At 73.2% G+C, this 16,178-nt stretch carries 12 protein-coding genes and 1 pseudogene; 9 read left to right on the top strand and 4 right to left on the bottom strand.

Features of this window, described 5'->3' with window-relative positions; genetic code table 11:
- The 5 genes from sucB to N4G66_RS36055 form a co-directional block, all read left to right on the top strand.
- The coding region (sucB, locus tag N4G66_RS36075; protein WP_261708523.1) for a 2-oxoglutarate dehydrogenase, E2 component, dihydrolipoamide succinyltransferase at window positions 1-1,412 on the top strand (1,412 nt) is incomplete at its 5' end.
- 318 nt (window positions 1,413-1,730) lie between these two features.
- Window positions 1,731-2,354 carry a GntR family transcriptional regulator gene (locus tag N4G66_RS36070; RefSeq protein ID WP_261708522.1) on the top strand — a complete coding sequence of 208 codons (624 nt, stop codon included), beginning with the start codon at window positions 1,731-1,733 and terminating at the stop codon, window positions 2,352-2,354.
- Window positions 2,355-2,649: 295 nt separating this feature from the next.
- Window positions 2,650-5,355, top strand: coding sequence for a pyruvate dehydrogenase (acetyl-transferring), homodimeric type (aceE, locus tag N4G66_RS36065; protein ID WP_261708521.1), 2,706 nt, complete (start codon window positions 2,650-2,652; stop codon window positions 5,353-5,355).
- Window positions 5,356-5,610: 255 nt separating this feature from the next.
- Window positions 5,611-6,582 (top strand): helix-turn-helix transcriptional regulator, encoded by a 972-nt coding sequence (locus tag N4G66_RS36060; protein WP_261708520.1) that lies wholly within the window; start codon window positions 5,611-5,613, stop codon window positions 6,580-6,582.
- Between the two features lie 142 nt (window positions 6,583-6,724).
- Window positions 6,725-7,246: a DUF4240 domain-containing protein gene (locus tag N4G66_RS36055; RefSeq protein ID WP_261708527.1), complete on the top strand. Its 522-nt coding sequence runs from the start codon at window positions 6,725-6,727 to the stop codon at window positions 7,244-7,246.
- Window positions 7,247-7,368: 122 nt separating this feature from the next.
- On the opposite strand, the pseudogene N4G66_RS36050 reads toward N4G66_RS36055, so the two are convergent.
- Window positions 7,369-7,551: pseudogene (locus tag N4G66_RS36050) on the bottom strand (hypothetical protein); the annotation flags it as partial.
- Between the two features lie 220 nt (window positions 7,552-7,771).
- The gene (locus N4G66_RS36045) at window positions 7,772-8,542 is read right to left on the bottom strand and encodes a peptidoglycan recognition protein family protein (RefSeq protein WP_261708519.1); all 771 of its coding nucleotides are present in this window, start codon (window positions 8,540-8,542) and stop codon (window positions 7,772-7,774) included.
- 377 nt (window positions 8,543-8,919) lie between these two features.
- On the opposite strand from N4G66_RS36045, the gene N4G66_RS36040 reads away from it, so the two are divergent.
- Window positions 8,920-10,104, top strand: a complete 1,185-nt coding sequence (locus tag N4G66_RS36040) for a MarP family serine protease (RefSeq protein ID WP_261708518.1) — start codon at window positions 8,920-8,922, stop codon at window positions 10,102-10,104.
- 151 nt (window positions 10,105-10,255) lie between these two features.
- A complete protein-coding gene (locus tag N4G66_RS36035) occupies window positions 10,256-10,921 on the top strand; it encodes a TetR/AcrR family transcriptional regulator (RefSeq protein ID WP_261708517.1) in 666 nt (221 codons plus the stop codon).
- On the opposite strand, the gene N4G66_RS36030 is transcribed toward N4G66_RS36035, so the two are convergent.
- A complete protein-coding gene (locus N4G66_RS36030) occupies window positions 10,922-11,413 on the bottom strand; it encodes a GNAT family N-acetyltransferase (protein WP_261708516.1) in 492 nt (163 codons plus the stop codon).
- Window positions 11,414-11,487: 74 nt separating this feature from the next.
- Here N4G66_RS36030 and N4G66_RS36025 point away from each other — a divergent pair, with 74 nt between their 5' ends.
- On the top strand, window positions 11,488-12,405 hold the full coding sequence (locus N4G66_RS36025) for a TIGR01777 family oxidoreductase (RefSeq protein ID WP_261708515.1): 918 nt from the start codon (window positions 11,488-11,490) through the stop codon (window positions 12,403-12,405).
- Window positions 12,406-12,670: 265 nt separating this feature from the next.
- Window positions 12,671-14,062, top strand: coding sequence for an NAD(P)/FAD-dependent oxidoreductase (locus N4G66_RS36020; protein ID WP_261708514.1), 1,392 nt, complete (start codon window positions 12,671-12,673; stop codon window positions 14,060-14,062).
- A gap of 502 nt (window positions 14,063-14,564) precedes the next feature.
- Here the strand turns inward: N4G66_RS36020 and N4G66_RS36015 are convergent.
- Window positions 14,565-16,040 (bottom strand): regulator, encoded by a 1,476-nt coding sequence (locus tag N4G66_RS36015; RefSeq protein WP_261708513.1) that lies wholly within the window; start codon window positions 16,038-16,040, stop codon window positions 14,565-14,567.
- Window positions 16,041-16,178 lie beyond the last annotated feature (138 nt).

The following is a 16,178-nucleotide window of genomic DNA, read 5'->3' as shown; positions in this document are numbered from 1 at the left end:
GCGCCTCCGGTACCGATGTCGTGCTGCCCGCGCTGGGCGAGTCCGTCACCGAGGGCACCGTCACCCGCTGGCTGAAGCAGGTCGGCGAGGAGGTCGCGGAGGACGAGCCGCTGCTCGAGGTCTCCACGGACAAGGTCGACACCGAGATCCCCGCGCCGGTCGCCGGCGTGCTGCTGGAGATCGTCGTCGGCGAGGACGAGACGGCGGAGGTCGGCGCCAAGCTGGCCGTCATCGGCGCTCAGGGTGCGGCTCCTGCCGCCCCCGCTCCGGCCGCCCCGGCGGCCCCCGCCGCGGCTCCGGCCGCCCCCGCAGCTCCGGCTCCGGCAGCTCCGGCCCCGGCCGCCGCCGCCCCGGCTCCGGTCCAGCCGGCCGCTCCGGTCCAGCCGCCCGCTCCGGTCGCGCCCGCCGCTCCGGCCCCCGCGCCGGTGGCCGCGCCCGCCCCCGTCACCCCGGCTCCGGCGCCCGCCGCGACCGCCGGTGACGACGGTGCGTACGTGACCCCGCTGGTGCGCAAGCTCGCCGCCGAGAACAGCGTCGACCTGGCCGCCGTCAAGGGCACCGGCGTCGGCGGTCGTATCCGCAAGCAGGACGTCATCGCGGCCGCCGAGGCCGCGAAGGCCGCCGCGGCTCCGGCTCCGGCCGCCGCCGCCCCGGCCGCCGCCAAGAAGGCGCCGGCCCTGGAGGTCTCGCCGCTGCGCGGCCAGACCGTGAAGATGACCCGCATCCGCAAGGTCATCGGCGACAACATGGTGAAGGCCCTGCACGAGCAGGCGCAGCTGTCCTCGGTCGTCGAGGTCGACATCACCCGCCTGATGAAGCTCCGCGCGCAGGCGAAGGACTCCTTCGCGGCCCGCGAGGGCGTCAAGCTCTCCCCGATGCCGTTCTTCGTGAAGGCCGCGGCCCAGGCGCTGAAGGCCCACCCGGCCGTCAACGCCCGGATCAACGTGGACGAGGGCACGATCACCTACTTCGACACCGAGAACATCGGCATCGCGGTGGACTCGGAGAAGGGCCTGATGACCCCGGTCATCAAGCGCGCGGGCGACCTGAACATCGCCGGTATCTCGAAGGCGACCGCCGACCTGGCGGGCAAGGTCCGGGCGAACAAGATCACTCCGGACGAGCTGTCCGGCGCGACCTTCACCATCTCCAACACCGGCTCGCGCGGCGCGCTCTTCGACACGATCATCGTGCCGCCGAACCAGGTCGCGATCCTGGGCATCGGTGCCACGGTCAAGCGTCCGGCCGTCATCGAGACGGAGGAGGGCACCGTCATCGGTGTCCGCGACATGACCTACCTGACGCTGTCCTACGACCACCGTCTGGTGGACGGCGCCGACGCGGCCCGTTACCTGACCGCGGTCAAGGCGATCCTGGAAGCGGGCGAGTTCGAGGTCGAGCTCGGCCTGTAGCCCGCACCGCACTCACGCGGCACGCTGACACGGCACCCCCGTCCGGACTTCCGGGCGGGGGTGCCGTGTTTCCCCCGGGCCGGGTTCCCGCGGCCGCCGTTCTTCCGCCGGGGCCCGCGTACGGCGATCACATCGGCGGTACGAATCCGGACTTCACCCGGTACGAGCCCCTACGGACGGGAACACTCTGACAGCGTGTAAGTCTCGTCTCACCTGCGGGAAAGCGCCGCCATGCACCCCTCACCGACCGGGGCACGGCCTTATTGTCTAAAGGTCAAACGCCCTCGGGGTTTCGCCACCCCTCCCAAAGGAGCCTTCATGACCGCGCCCGTCGTCCACTCGCTGCGCGAACAGATCCGCGAGCACATCGTGGAGGGGATCGTCAGCGGGCGCTGGAAGCCGGGCGAGCGGATCGTGGAGCGACGGATCGCCACCGAGCTGGAGGTCAGCCAGACCCCGGTCAGGGAGGCGCTGCGCGAGCTCGAGTCACTGCGGCTGATCGAGTCGGCGCCGAACAAGGGCGTCCGGGTGCGGAATCTGACGGCCGCCGACCTGGAGGAGAGCTACCCGGTGCGAGCCGGCCTGGAGGCCATCGCGGCGGAGCTGGCCGCCGAGCGGCTGGCCGAGGACTGCTCAGCCCTTGAACCTCATGTGACGGCGCTGTACGAGGCCGACCGGCTGGCCGACGGGACCGGTCAGGTGCGGCACACCGTGGGGTTCCACCGCGAACTGGTCCGGGCTGCCGGGAACTCCGTCCTCCTGCACACCTGGGAGGGCCTGGGGATCGAGGTCTTCACGGCCCTGTCCATCCGCTGGCTCGGGACCGTGCAGCAGTCGTACGCGGAGGAGCACGAGGCCCTCGTGGACGCCTTCCGGCGGCGCGATCCGCTGATCGCCGACCTCGTGAAGGCCCATGTCCTCGGGTGCGCCCCGCGCCCGTGAGGGACGGTCGGGCGACCCCGGCGCAAGGGAGCACACCCGCGCTCAAGCGTGCTCTCACCTGCGAAAACCTTCGATTTTCACGGCACGCCGTGCCTGGCTTCAAGGCACCCCGTGCCGACTTTCCGATCTGAAGAGGTTTTCCCTCGGAATCCTTTGATCGATCATCGATCAGGGAGTTACAGTCACCGACGGGCTCCTACAAGAGCCCTCCGCCCTGTCCTGCCATAGACCAAGGGCACCCCCGAACACCCCTTGCCGATGAGGGAACCCCCCTCCGCATCCGGAAGGCGGCGCAATGACCGACCCCACCGCAATCCAGCCGAGCGAGCTCGACCAGCTCCCGGACCGCGACCCCGAGGAGACCGCCGAATGGCAGGCCTCCCTGGACGCCGTCACCCAGGCGGCCGGGCCGCACCGTGCCGCGTACCTGATGCGCCGCACGCTGGAGCGCGCCGAGGGCAACGGTCTCGCGCTGCCCAAGCTGCTCGAGACCGACTACGTCAACACCATCCCCACCGCCGCCGAGCCCACCGTGGACGGCGACGAGGCGATGGAGGCCAGGATCACCGCGTGGAACCGCTGGAACGCGGCCGCGATGGTGACCCGGGGCGCGAAGCACGGCGTCGGCGGCCACATCGCCACCTTCGCCTCCGCGGCCTGGCTCTACGAGACCGGCTTCAACCACTTCTTCAAGGGCAAGGAGGGTGACGGGTCCGGCGACCAGCTCTACATCCAGGGCCACGCCTCCCCCGGCATCTACGCCCGCGCCTTCCTCGACGGGCGGCTGACCGAGCAGCACCTGGACAACTTCCGCCAGGAGGCGGGCGGCAACGGTCTCCCGTCGTACCCGCACCCGCGCCGGCTGCCCTGGCTGTGGGAGTTCCCGACCGTCTCCATGGGCCTCGGCCCGCTGTCGGCGATCTACCAGGCCCGCTTCAACCGCTACCTCACCAACCGCGCCATCAAGGACGTCTCCGCGTCCCACGTGTGGGCGTTCCTCGGTGACGGCGAGATGGACGAGCCGGAGTCGACGGCGGCACTCGCGCTCGCCGCACGCGAGGGTCTGGACAACCTGACCTTCGTCATCAACTGCAACCTGCAGCGCCTCGACGGCCCGGTCCGCGCGAACTTCAAGATCGTGCAGGAGCTGGAGGCGCAGTTCCGCGGCGCCGGCTGGAACGTCGTGAAGTCGCTGTGGGGCTCGGCCTGGGACGAGCTGTTCCGGCTCGACACCACGGGCGCGCTCGTCCGCCGCCTGCGCCAGGTGCCCGACGCGCAGGTGCAGACGTACCAGACCCGCGACGCCGCCTACATCCGCCAGGACTTCTTCGGCGCCGACCCGGCGCTCGTAGAGATGGCGAAGCTGCTGAGCGACGACAAGATCTTCGAGTGCTTCCACCTCTCCCGCGGTGGCCACGAGGCGCGCAAGGTGTACGCCGCCTACCGCGCCGCGCTCTCCCACAAGGGCGCGCCGACGGTGATCCTGGCCCAGACGGTCAAGGGCCACACACTCGGCGAGGGCTTCGCGTCGAAGAACGCCAACCACCAGATGAAGAAGCTGTCCACGGACGAGTTCAAGCAGATGCGTGATCTGCTCGAACTGCCCATCTCCGACAGCCAGTTCGTCGACGGTGTGGTGCCCTACGGCCACCCGGGCGCCGACTCCCCCGAGGTCCGTTACCTCCAGGAGCGCCGCGCGGCCCTCGGCGGCCCGGCCCCGGCCCGCCGTACGCACGCGCTGGCCCCGCTGCCGGCCCCCGCCGACAAGACGTTCGCGTCCTTCGACAAGGGCTCCGGCACGCAGAACCTGGCGACGACGATGGCGTTCGTCCGCCTCGTCAAGGACCTGGTCCGCGACAAGCAGACCGGCCGCCGCTGGGTCCCGATCGTCCCGGACGAGGCCCGTACCTTCGGTATGGAGTCGCTCTTCCCGTCGCTGGGCATCTACTCGCCCAAGGGCCAGACGTACGAGCCGGTCGACCGCGACCAGCTGATGTACTACAAGGAGGCCAAGGACGGCCAGATCCTCAACGAGGGGATCACCGAGGCCGGTTCCATGGCGGACTTCATCGCCGCGTCCAGCGCGTACTCCACGCATGGCGAAGCGATGATCCCCTTCTACATCTTCTACTCGATGTTCGGCTGGCAGCGCACGGCCGACCAGATGTGGCAGCTCGGCGACCAGCTCGGCCGCGGTTTCCTCGTCGGCGCCACCGCCGGCCGTACGACCCTGACCGGTGAGGGCCTGCAGCACGCCGACGGCCACTCCCCCGTCATCGCGGCGACCAACCCGGCGGCGATGTCCTACGACCCCGCGTTCGCCTACGAGATCGCGGCGATCGTCAAGGACGGTCTGCGCCGGATGTACGGCGAGGCCGCCCCGGGCGAGGACCAGGACGTCTTCTACTACCTGACCGTCTACAACGAGCCGATGCCGCAGCCCGCCAAGCCGGCCGGTCCCGGTGTCGACGAGGGCATCCTCAAGGGCCTGTACCGCTTCAACACGGCGGAGTCGGCGGGCCTGAACGTGGCCGCGGCGAACGCCCCGCGCATCCAGCTCCTCGGCTCCGGCACGGCGATCCACTGGACCCTGGAGGCCCAGAAGCTGCTCGCCGAGGAGTGGGGCGTGGCCGCCGACGTGTGGTCCGCGACCTCCTGGACCGAGCTGCGCCGCGACGCGCTGGAGGCCGACGCGGCCCTGCTGCGCGGTGAGGAGCGGGTGCCGTTCGTCCGCCAGGCGCTTCAGGGCGCCGAGGGCCCGGTGCTCGCGGTCTCCGACTACATGCGCCAGGTCCCGGACCAGATCGCGCAGTGGGTCGAGCAGGACTGGTCCTCGCTCGGTGCCGACGGCTTCGGTCTCTCCGACACCCGTGCGGCGGCCCGCCGTCACTTCGGCGTGGACGCGCAGTCGATCGTCGTCGCGGCGCTGGCGCAGCTCGCCCGCCGCGGTGAGGTCAAGGCGTCCGCGGTGAAGGAGGCCCGGGAGCGCTACGGCCTGTAGTGCCCGGGGGTTGAACTCGGAGAAGGGGTACGGCGATCGCCGTACCCCTTCTTTGTGCCCCTTCTTCGCCTTCCCGGCGGTCTTTCCCGGCAGCCTTGCGCGGCACCTTGCGCCGCGGCCGGAGGCGCCTTTGCGCGGTGGCCCTGCGCGGCGCGCCTTGGTGCGGCGGCCCTGCGCGGCGGCTCCGTGAGGCTGCCCTGTGAGGTCAGCCGCTCGTCTTCTCCTCTTGTCAGTGGTGCCCGGCATCATGAACACATGCGTGCTGCTCGCCTGATCAAGATGGTGCTGCTGCTCCAGGCCCGCGCGTCGATGACCGCCGCCGAGCTGGCGCGGGAGCTGGAGGTGTCCGAGCGCACGATCACGCGGGACGCGCAGGCGCTGTCGGAGGCGGGGGTCCCGGTGTACGCGGACCGGGGGCGGGCCGGCGGCTATCGCCTGGTCGGCGGGTACCGCACGCGGCTGACGGGACTGGCGCGGAGCGAGGCGGAGGCGCTGTTCCTGAGCGGGGTGCCGGGGGCGCTGCGCGAGATGGGCCTTCAGGACACCGCGTCGGCGGCCCGGCTGAAGGTGTCGGCGGCGCTGCTGCCCTCCGTGCGGGACGCCTCGCGCACGGCGGCGCAGCGGTTCCATCTGGACGCGCCCGCCTGGTTCAGCGAGCCGCGGACGCCGGAGCTGCTGCCCTCGGTCGCGAACGCGGTGTGGGACGACCGCCCGGTCCTCGCGCGCTACCGGCGGGGCGGTTCGGAGGTCGAGCGGGCACTCGAACCGTACGGGCTCGTCCTGAAGGCGGGCGTCTGGTATCTGTGTGCGCGGGTCGCCGACGCGGAGGCCTTCCGGGTGTACCGGATCGACCGGTTCACCGCCGTCGACCTCGGAGCGGAGCGGTTCCGCCGGGACGACGGGTTCGATCTGCCCGCCTTCTGGGAGGAGCGGGCCGAGGAGTTCGCCCGGTCCGTCCTGCGGTCCGAGGTCGTCGTACGGCTGTCCCCGGAGGGCGTACGACAGCTGCCGTACGCCCTTGATCCCGTGTCCGCGAAGGAGGGGCTCGGCACGTCCGGCGCCCCTGACGGACGCGGCTGGGTGACCCTCACGCTCCCGGTCGAGTCGGAGGAGGTCGCCCGCATACAGCTGCGGGGGCTCGGGCCCGAGGTGGAGGTGCTCGCCCCGGCGGCTCTGCGGGAGCGTTGCGCCGAGGACGCGGCCGGTTCGGCGGCGCTCTACCGGTGATCGCGGGCCCTGTGGGTCCGCTTCCCGCCGCCCGCTTGAAATCCGTACGAACCCGACGGTTTTACCTTCGGCATGTGCATGCATAACAATCTGCGCCACTCCACGTGCGTCCCTCCCGCGCAGGCCCGATGCTGGACCCGTGATGGACGAGACGGAGTTCTGGCAGCTGGTGGACACGACCCGCGAGACTGCCGAGGGCGACCCCGAGGAACAGGCCGATCTGCTCGTCGAGCGGCTGGTCCAGCTGGACCCGGACTCCGTCCTGGACTTCGCCCGGCACTTCGAGTCCCGCTACAACCGCGCGTACCGCTGGGATCTGTGGGGCGCCGCCTGGGTACTGCTCGACGGGGCCAGTGACGACGCCTTCGACTTCTTCCGGTGCTGGCTGATCGGCCAGGGCAGGGAGGTCTTCGAGGGCGCGATGCACGACCCCGACACGCTCGCCGAGCTCCTGGAGGACTTCGACGAGGAGATCGACGGTGACGGCGAGGAGCTGGGCTACGCGGCCGACGAGGCCTACGAGCAGCTGACCGGTGCCGTCGCGCCCGCCCTGGGCATCCCGGCAGCGGCCGCGGAGCCCGAGGGCACCCCGCTCGAATTCGAGAACGAGTCCGTCATCGCGGAGCGCTACCCCAAGCTGTGGGAACGGTTCAGGGAGGACTGACGGGACCGACGAGATCGGCGTGCGTCTCAGACGTCGCCGGTCCGGCTCTGGGTCAAGGTCCGACTCTGGGCCACGGTCCGGATCCGGGCCGCAGTCCGGAGCTGGGCCAGGGTCCGGAGCTGGGCCGCGGGCCGCCGACGGGCCAGGTCCGAGGGGATGTACGCCTGCGGCTGTTCGGCCCGCACCGTGTGATGCATCGGGGCCGCGTTGGCCTGGTCCAGCGCGGACGCCGTGACCGCCGCCGGGCCCAGCACGACCGTCGCCACCGCGCAGACCGCCGTCCACGGCCCACGCCCGGTCTTCACCCTGCCCCCGGCCGGTTCCGCGTTCCCCGCGTCCTGCCCGCCCGCGCTGCACCCCGCGTGCGCCCCGCTCCCCGCGTGGCGCGCGGGCTCCGTCCGACTGATCCTCATGATCCCCACCTCCGGTCAGTGCGTACGACGACCGTAGGGCGCACGGATCTGGGGAGTCTGTGAGCGGCCCGGGGCGTACCTGTGACTGTCTGCGCAGGGTTCGGCCGAGCGGTCAGCGGCCCTGGTAGCGGGCCGCCAGGGCGCGGATCTCGGGGAGGCGGGCGGTGATGGCCGCGCCGGGGCAGCTCGTCATGAAGGCGGCGTCGTGGCCGGAGACGGTGGAGAGCACGGCGGCTGTGCCCGCCGCGTAGCGGCTGAGGCTGTTGCTGGAGACGAGGCGGACCGTGCCCCGGGGGTCGACGCCGCCGAGCCCGAGTTTCCAGGCCGTGAGACGGGCGATCGCGTCGGTCATCGCCCTCGGCACCGGTGCTCCCGCAGTGAAGGTGCCGATCGCGGCGATTCCGGCGGAGCGATGGTTGAAGCCCTGCGTGTGCGCCCCGGTGACGGGCCGGTCGACGCCGCCCGCGCGGCCCTCGTAGATCGTGCCGCAGCGGTCGACGAGGAAGTTGTAGCCGATGTCGTCCCACTGTTTGGCGCCGGTCTGACCCGCGTAGACGTCGCGGATGATGCGGGGCACGTCGGCGCAGTCGTAGCCGTTCGGCGAGTCGGTGTGGTGGATGAAGACCGCGACGACACGGTCGTCGTAGCGGGGCGGCGGCTGTTTGCGCGTGGTCGCCGCGTCGAGCCACTTCGAGCGCGGCACGATGGGCGGCCGGGCGACGGGGTGGGGCACGGTGAGCCGGGCCGCGACCGAGGGCGCGGTCGGGACGGAGGCGCGGGCCGCCGTGCGGTCCGCGCCGGCCGCGCACATCACCAGCGCCGAGGCGGCGAGCAGGCCGGGGACGCACCCGAGGAGGACGAGGACCGGTCTCGGCAGCCCCATCGGCGCACGCCGGCGCACACCGGAGGGCTCGGGGGCAAAAGGAGCTCGCCCCGCGCCGGTGCGACCCGCGCCGGTGCGACTCTCGCGGGCTCGGTGCGCCGGGCGCCCGTGACGCCCGTGACGCGTGGTGCGGGATGCTCGCTCCCCGCTCCGTATTCGAGGCCCCCGCGGCTTCCGGAAGACACGCATGGAGCCACCCTGACCCGGATCCACGCGGGCCGCGATGTGTGGTGTGCCACCTGGTGGAACCATCGGACGTGCCCGGGACGTTTCTACAGGTCCACGGGTGTGTGGCCGTTTCCGCGGCACCGAACGCGCGTGGCTGATCACTGGGCCCGCCCGACGCGTACTAAGGGGCCCTAGAGAAAGGCGGCTCCGTGGACGTGCTCGACCTCCTGCTGATGCTGGTGATCCTGGTCTACGCGGCGTCCGGATACCGCCGCGGCCTGGTGGCCGGCTGTGTCTCGCTGGCCGGTTTCGTGGGTGGCGCCGTCATCGGCGTATGGGCGCTTCCCTGGATGATGGAGCTGGTCACGGCGGGGACACCGGCGGCGACGGTGACGGCCGTGCTCACGGTGCTGGTGCCCGGCGTGGTGGGTCACGAGCTGGCCGGGCGGCTGGCGCTGAAGCTGCGCCGCGAGCTGGACGAGGGGCCGTTGCGGGTGGCCGACGGGATCGGCGGAGCCGCGGCGAACACGCTGGCCGTGCTGTTGGTGGCCTGGGTGGCGGCGAGCGTCCTCGGCGCGTCCTCGTCGACGGTGGTGACGCAGTCGATCCGCAACTCGGCGCTGCTCGGCGCCGTGCAGAACACGATGCCGGAAACCACGCCGACCTGGTTCTCGCGCGCGACCTCGGCGCTCACGGAGGCGGGTTTCCCGCAGGTCTTCAACCCCTTCGAGAACGAACCGACGGCCGGGGTCGCCAAGCCCTCCGGGGACAGCGTGACGCCGTCCGCGACGAACGCCGCGAAACTGAGCACCGTGAAGGTCGAGGGCGTCTCGGGCAACCAGGGCCGGGAGGGCAGCGGCTTCGTCTACGCCTCCCGGCATGTGATGACCAACGCGCACGTGGTGGCGGGCATCGACCGGCCGACCGTGCGGGTGGGCGGGGTCGGCCGCCCCTACCAGGCGCGGGTGGTGCTCTTCGATCCGCAGAAGGACGTCGCCGTCCTGTACGTGCCGGCTCTGCGGGCCCCCGTCATCCACTTCGACGGGGTCGCCTCGCGCGGCGACTCCGCGGTGGTCGCGGGCTACCCGCAGGACGGCGGTCTCGACCTCCAGGCGGCCACGGTCGCGAACCGCATCAACGCGACGGGGCAGAACATCTACAACTCCGGCACGGTCACCCGCGAGATCTACTCGATCCGCTCGACCGTCCGTCCGGGCAACTCCGGCGGTCCGCTCCTCACCACCGACGGCGAGGTGTACGGCGTGGTCTTCGCCCGTTCGACCTCGGACAGCGAGACGGGGTACGTCCTGACGGCGCACGAGGTCGCGGGCGACGCCCGCAAGGCGGCGCACGCCACCGCGCGCGTGGACACAGGTGACCTCGTCACCTCCTGACCCCGGCCGGAGCCTGACCCCAGCTGGAGCCTGACCCCGGCCGAATCCCGCTCCCCGGCCGGGGAGCACGCACCCACGACCCGCCCCGTGGCACACTTTGCCGCATCGGCGAAACACGCCCCGTACCCCTCTCCCGGCGTACGCTTTCCCCGTGAGCAGCCAGCCGTCCCCCGCGCCCGAAGCCCCCGCACTCTCGCTGACCGAGCGCCGCAAGGCGGCGACCCAGCTCGACATCGCGCGCGCGGCGGCGGAGCTCTTCACGCAGTACGGTCCGGACGGCACCACGGCGGAGGACATCGCCCGCCGGGCCGGGGTGGCGCTGCGCACCTTCTACCGCTACTTCCGCAACAAGCAGGACGCCGTGGGCCCGCTGCTCGCCGCCGGAGGCGACCACTGGCGCGCCCTGCTCGCGGCGACGGAACCGGGCACGGCGCTGCCGAAGGCCCTGGAGCGGGCTGTCCGGGAGGCCCTGTCCGCCCCGGACGCGCACGCGGCCGAGAGGCTGGAGCAGACCCGTACGCTGCTGCGGGCGGCTGTCGACGATCCGGCGCTGCGCGCCGTCTGGTACCGGGTGAATCAGGAGTCGGAGGAGCACCTGATCCCGGTGGTCGCCCGGCTCGCGGGCACCGGCGCGGACCCGCTGGAGACCCGGCTGACCGCCGCCGCGGCCACGGATGCGATCCGGATCGCTCTGGAGACCTGGGCGGCCACGGACGCGGCGGCCGACGGACCGGGTTCACCCGCCGAGCTGGCGGTCCGCTGTCTGCGTCAACTCATGGGCGGCCTGTGCCCGTTGCCCGCCGACGGCGAGAACTGATCAGAGCGAGTGCCCCATCAGGACGTCGTCCACGTACGCGCCGTCCAGCAGGAACTCCCCGGGCAGGATCCCCTCGACGACGAACCCCTCGGACTCGTACAGCGTGCGCGCCGGGGTGTTGTGGCCGAGCACGCGCAGTGTGATGCGCAGGGCGCCCTGGCGGCGGGCCTCCTCCCGCACCGCCCGCAGCAGCGCGCGGCCCACCCCGGCGCCGCGCGCCTCCTCGGCGACGGCGAGTCCGAGAATCTGCCGGACGTGCGCGTTGGAGGCGAGCGGGGTCGGAAAGCCCAGTCGGATGTACCCCACCAGCCGGCCGTCGAGCTCGGCGACGAAATGGTCCCGGGGACCGAACCGCCCGCTGTAGAAGGGTTCGTACGGCGGCAGGGGACGCGGCATGACGGCGTGCACGGTGGACCAGGTGTCGCGGTCGAGCCGGCCGAGCGCGTCCTCGTCGTCGAGGGTGGCGGTGCGTATCCGCGGAGCAGCTGACATACCGGCCACTGTACGGCCGCCGCGCTGGGGCCCGCGTTCCGTGAAGTACGCGGCGGCGCGGGCAGGATGGACCCATGAGCGACTCACCGCTGCCCCCGGGTTCCCGCATCGTGATCGCCGGCGCGTCCGGCCTGATCGGCTCCGCGCTGGCGCGCTCGCTGAGCGCCGAGGGGCACGAGGTGGTCCGGCTCGTGCGCCGTGAGCCGCGCTCGCCCGACGAGGTCCGATGGGATCCGCAGCGGCAGCGGATCGACGCGGTGGGGCTCATCGGGTGTGCCGCGGTGGTCAATCTGGCGGGTGCACCGGTCGCGGCTCGCCCCTGGACGCGGACGTACAAGCGGATGATCCGGGACAGCCGGGTACTCGGGACGGCGACGCTCGCGGAGGCGGTGGCCTCGCTCGACGAACCGCCGCGGGTCTTCGTCAACGGGAGCGCGATCGGGTTCTACGGCGACACGGACGGCCGCGCGGTGGACGAGTCGGCGCCGCCCGGGGACGGGTTCCTGCCCTCCGTCTGCGTGGAGTGGGAGGAGGCGACGGCTCCCGCGCAGGAGGCGGGGGTGCGCACGGTGCTGCCCAGGACCGGGCTCGTGGTGGCCCGCGAGGGCGGGGCCTGGGCCCGGCTGCTCCCGCTGTTCCGGGCGGGCGTCGGGGGGCGGATGGGGAACGGGCGCCAGTACTGGAGCTACATCGCGCTGCACGACGAGGTGGCCGCGATCCGGCATCTCATCGACACGGAGTCGCTGTCCGGGCCGGTGAACCTGACCGCCCCCGACCCGCTCACCAACGGCGAGATCACCGAGGCCATGGGCCGCGTCCTGCACCGCCCGACCCTGCTGACCACCCCCGCCCCACTGCTGCGCCTCGCCCTCGGCGACATGGCCGAGGACATCCTGGGCAGCCAGCGCGTCCTGCCCACCCGCCTCCTGGAATCGGGCTTCACCTTCGCGTTCCCCTCGATCGAGGGAGCATTGCGAGCGGCCCTGGGCTGAGGGCGTGCCGCCCCCGCGGGGTGTGTCGCCGCCTCACGGTGTGCCGCCGCCTCACGGTGTGCCGCCCGGGGCGCGTGTGCCGCCCCCGGTGGGTCCAACCACCCCTGCCGGGCGGGTACATGCACCCCCCGTGCCCCCGTGCACGGCCGTCGCGCCACTTCCCCCGGACGTCCGCACCTCGCACCCTCGATCCGAACTCGGGTATTCCAGAAGCGTGTTGGGGGCATGACGTCCCCACCGGCCGCGCAACCTCGAGGAGGGGCACGTGCTAGAGCCCGCACGCCAAGCCGCGCACACGGCGGAGATCGCGGAAGACGTGGACGTCGTCGTCGTGGGAGCCGGTGTCGCCGGCCTCACGGCCGCACGGCATCTGACCGGGGCGGGGCTGAGGACCACCGTCCTGGAGGCCGCACCCCATGTGGGCGGTCGTATGTCCACGGAGAAAGTCGACGGCTTCCGACTGGACCGGCTCGGCCGGCTCCTGTCCACCTCGTACCCGGAACTGCGCCACACCCCGGGCCTGGGCGCCCTGGTCCTGTGCCCGTTCTCCCCGGGCGTACTGCTGCACAGCGACGGACAGCGCCACCAGGCGGGCGCGCCCGGCACTCCCCGGAGCGCGAGGGGCGCACTCACCACAGCGCGCGCCCTCGCGAGCGCCCCCCGGCTTCCGCTGCCCCGGCCCGCGCGCGGCACCGCCCGTCCCGGACCACTCGGTGGCCCCCTCGACCAGTCCCGTCTCAACACAGCCCTCGCGCGTCTCGCCGCCACCACGCCGGAGCGCCTGCTCGCCCGCCCGGACCTCACCGCGGCGCGGGCGTTGACCGCCCGGGGCCTCCCGGCCCGCACGGTCGACACCTTTCTGCGCCCCCTCCTCGCGGCCCTGCTGTGCGACCCGGAGCTCCGGACGTCGAGCCGTTGCGCCGACCTCGCGCTGCACTCCTTCGCGACGGGTCGGCTGTGCCTGCCGGAGGGCGGCGCGGACGCGCTCCCCGAGCTGCTCGCGGCCGCCCTTCCGCCCGGCACCGTGCACACGGGTGTCGAGGTCACCGCCGTCTCCACGACCCGTGTGACGACGAAGGACCACGGCGAACTCCGCTGCCGGGCCATCCTGTTGGCGACCGGGGCCCGCGCCGCCGCCCAGTTCCTGCCCGGGCTGCACGTCCCCGCCTTCCACCCCGTGACCGTCCTGCACCACACCACGGACGAACCCCCGCTCATCGACCCGGCGTTGCTCCTGGACGCCGACCGGAGCGGCCCGGTGGCGCACACGGCGGTCGTCAGCCAGGTCGACCCGACCCGGGCACCCGCCGGACGGGCCCTGATCTCCTCGACCGTGCTGGGCACTCCGCCCGCCGCGACCCACCTGGACGCGACGGTCCGCGCCCAACTGGCCCGCCTCTACGGCACGTCGACGACCCGCTGGGAACTGCTGGCGGTCCATCACGAACCCGAGGCGGTCCCGGCGATGCCGCCACCGCACGATCCGCGCCGCCCGGTACGGCTGCTCGCGGGCCTGTACGTGTGCGGCGACCACCGGGACACCAGCACGGTGCAGGGTGCGCTGCACTCGGCCCGGCGGGCCGCCCACGCCCTTCTGACGGACCTGGACGTCCGACCGGCCCCGTTAGCGGAGCCCCTGGAATCCGCCGCGGCCTGACCCCGGGCCTCCGGGGCTCCGGCGCTCCTTGACCCCGGAGCTCTTGGGCTCCTGGCCCCCGACCTCCCAGCCGCAGGGAGGCCGGGCCGCCAGGGCCGCCAGGCGGCAGGGAGCCTCGAACGCGGCTCAGGAGGGGCCGCGGAGCGCGCTCACCGGCGGCCACGCCTCCCCGGTCGGCGAACAGGCCAACCGCCGTGGCGGGAGGACCGGCTTTCCCGGCCGGTGGCCTGGCCTCCCGCCGGACGGGCCGAGGGCCCGCAGGCGGCGGGGCGACCTTCCCGCCAGGCAAGTCGGCCCTCCTGGCGAGGGACCGAGCCCCGGCGGAAGGACCGGCCATCCCGGCGGGGAGGCCGGCCAGGCCGCACTCCCGGCGGGTGGCCCGGCCACCCGCCGGACGGACCGAGGGCCCGCGGCGGGCGGACCCCACTCCCCCGCGCGGGGAACCGAGCTTCCCGGTCTCCGGCACCCCAGGCCGGAGACCGGGGACGCCCCGGCCTTCCGCTCAGCCCAGCGCGGCCACCTTGTCGCGGTAGCCGCGGACGGGTGCGGCGTCCTTGTACGGTTCGAGCCGTTTCTCGAAGTCCCGTACGTACTCGACGGCCCGCGCCGACCGCATCTCCGCCGCCTGCCCCGCGGCCTCCGCGCCCAGCAGACAGGCCTGGTCGAGCTCTCCGAGCCCGAGCCGCGCCGAGGCGAGCACCACCCGGCAGAACAGCCGGCTGCGCGCGTAGCCGGGCGCCCGCAGCTGCAGCGAGCGTTCGGCGTGCTGCGCCGCGGCCCGGAACTGCTGAAGGTCCCGGTGGCAGTGCCCGAACTCGTCGGCGAGCTGCGCCTCGTCGAAGTACCGGGCCCAGTGCGGGACTTCGTCGCCGGTCCGGGACGTCTCCAGCGCGCGCTCGGCCCGGACCAGGGAGGCCGTGCAGGCCCGCACCTCGCCGAGCACGCCGTGGCCGCGCGCCTCGACGGCGTGCAGCAGCGCCTGCACGACGTGCGGACCCCCCGAGCCGAGGCCCTGCTGGGCGACCCGCGCGAGCTGCACGGCCTCGCGCCCGTGCCCGAGGTAGACGGCCTGCCGGCTCATCGTGATGAGCACGTAGGAGCCGTACACCCGGTCACCCGCGGCCTGCGCCAGGCGGAGCGCCTGGACGAAGTACCGCTGCGCGAGCCCGTGCGCGCCGATGTCGTACGACGTCCAGCCGGCGAGCCGGGTGAGGTCGGCGGCGGCGGCGAACAGGTGCCGGCCGGTCTGCTCCCCGTACGCGCCGCGCAGCATCGGCTCGGCCTCGTGCTCCAGATAGCGGACCAGTGCCTGGCGGGCGTGGCCGCCGCCGTAGGCGTGGTCGAGGGCGCGGAAGAGTTCGCCGACCGAGCGGAGGGCGGCGATGTCCCCGCCGCTGACCCGCTGGCCGGGGCCCCGCTCGGTCCGGCCGCGCTGCCGGGACGAGGGTCCGCCCTGCTCGGGCGGTGCCGTGAGCCTGGGCGCCGCCGGGCGGCCCTGGGCGGGCACGCGGGAGGGCTGGTCGCCGCGGGCGACCCGGTCGTCGGCCCGGCCGATCAGCCAGTCCCGGCTGGGCACGACGAGTCCGGCCGGGGTGAAGGCGATCTTGCGGAGCTCGGCGTGGCTGCCGGAGTCCTTGCGCCACAGGCCGCTGACGATGTCCACGGCCTCCTCGGGGGTCGCGGCGAACTCCAGCCCCGCGTACACGGGGGCGCAGGCGTCGAGCCCGAGGTCCTGCGCGCTCAGGCGCCGGCCGAGGCGGCGGGTGAAGACCTCGGCGATGAGCGCGGGAGTGGTCCCGCGGGGCTGCTGGCCCCGCAGCCACCGGGTCACGGATGTCTTGTCGTATCTCAGGTCCAGTCCGTGTTCGAGCCCGAGCTGGTCCACGCGACGGGCGAGACCTGCGTTGGAGAACCCCGCTTCTGCGATGAGCGCGGCGAGCTGTCGATTGGGAGTGCGCTGCGCGGGTCGTTCCGTCATCTGCGGTGCGGTCTCCTGCCTTCGGGTCCCCAAGGGGCCGCAGGGCGGCGTGGAACATGCTTGCGCCTCCCCGAGGACCCCTTGTGCCCGGATTGCCTGTGAGCAGCCCTTATGGCCTCGTGAACGGCGCGAATGTAG

The sequence above is a fragment of the Streptomyces rhizosphaerihabitans genome (genome assembly GCF_025399795.1).
GTDB classification, from domain to species: Bacteria; Actinomycetota; Actinomycetes; order Streptomycetales; family Streptomycetaceae; genus Streptomyces; species Streptomyces rhizosphaerihabitans.
Note: the sequence above shows the minus strand (reverse complement) of the source record. Positions and strands in the feature narration are given on the sequence as shown.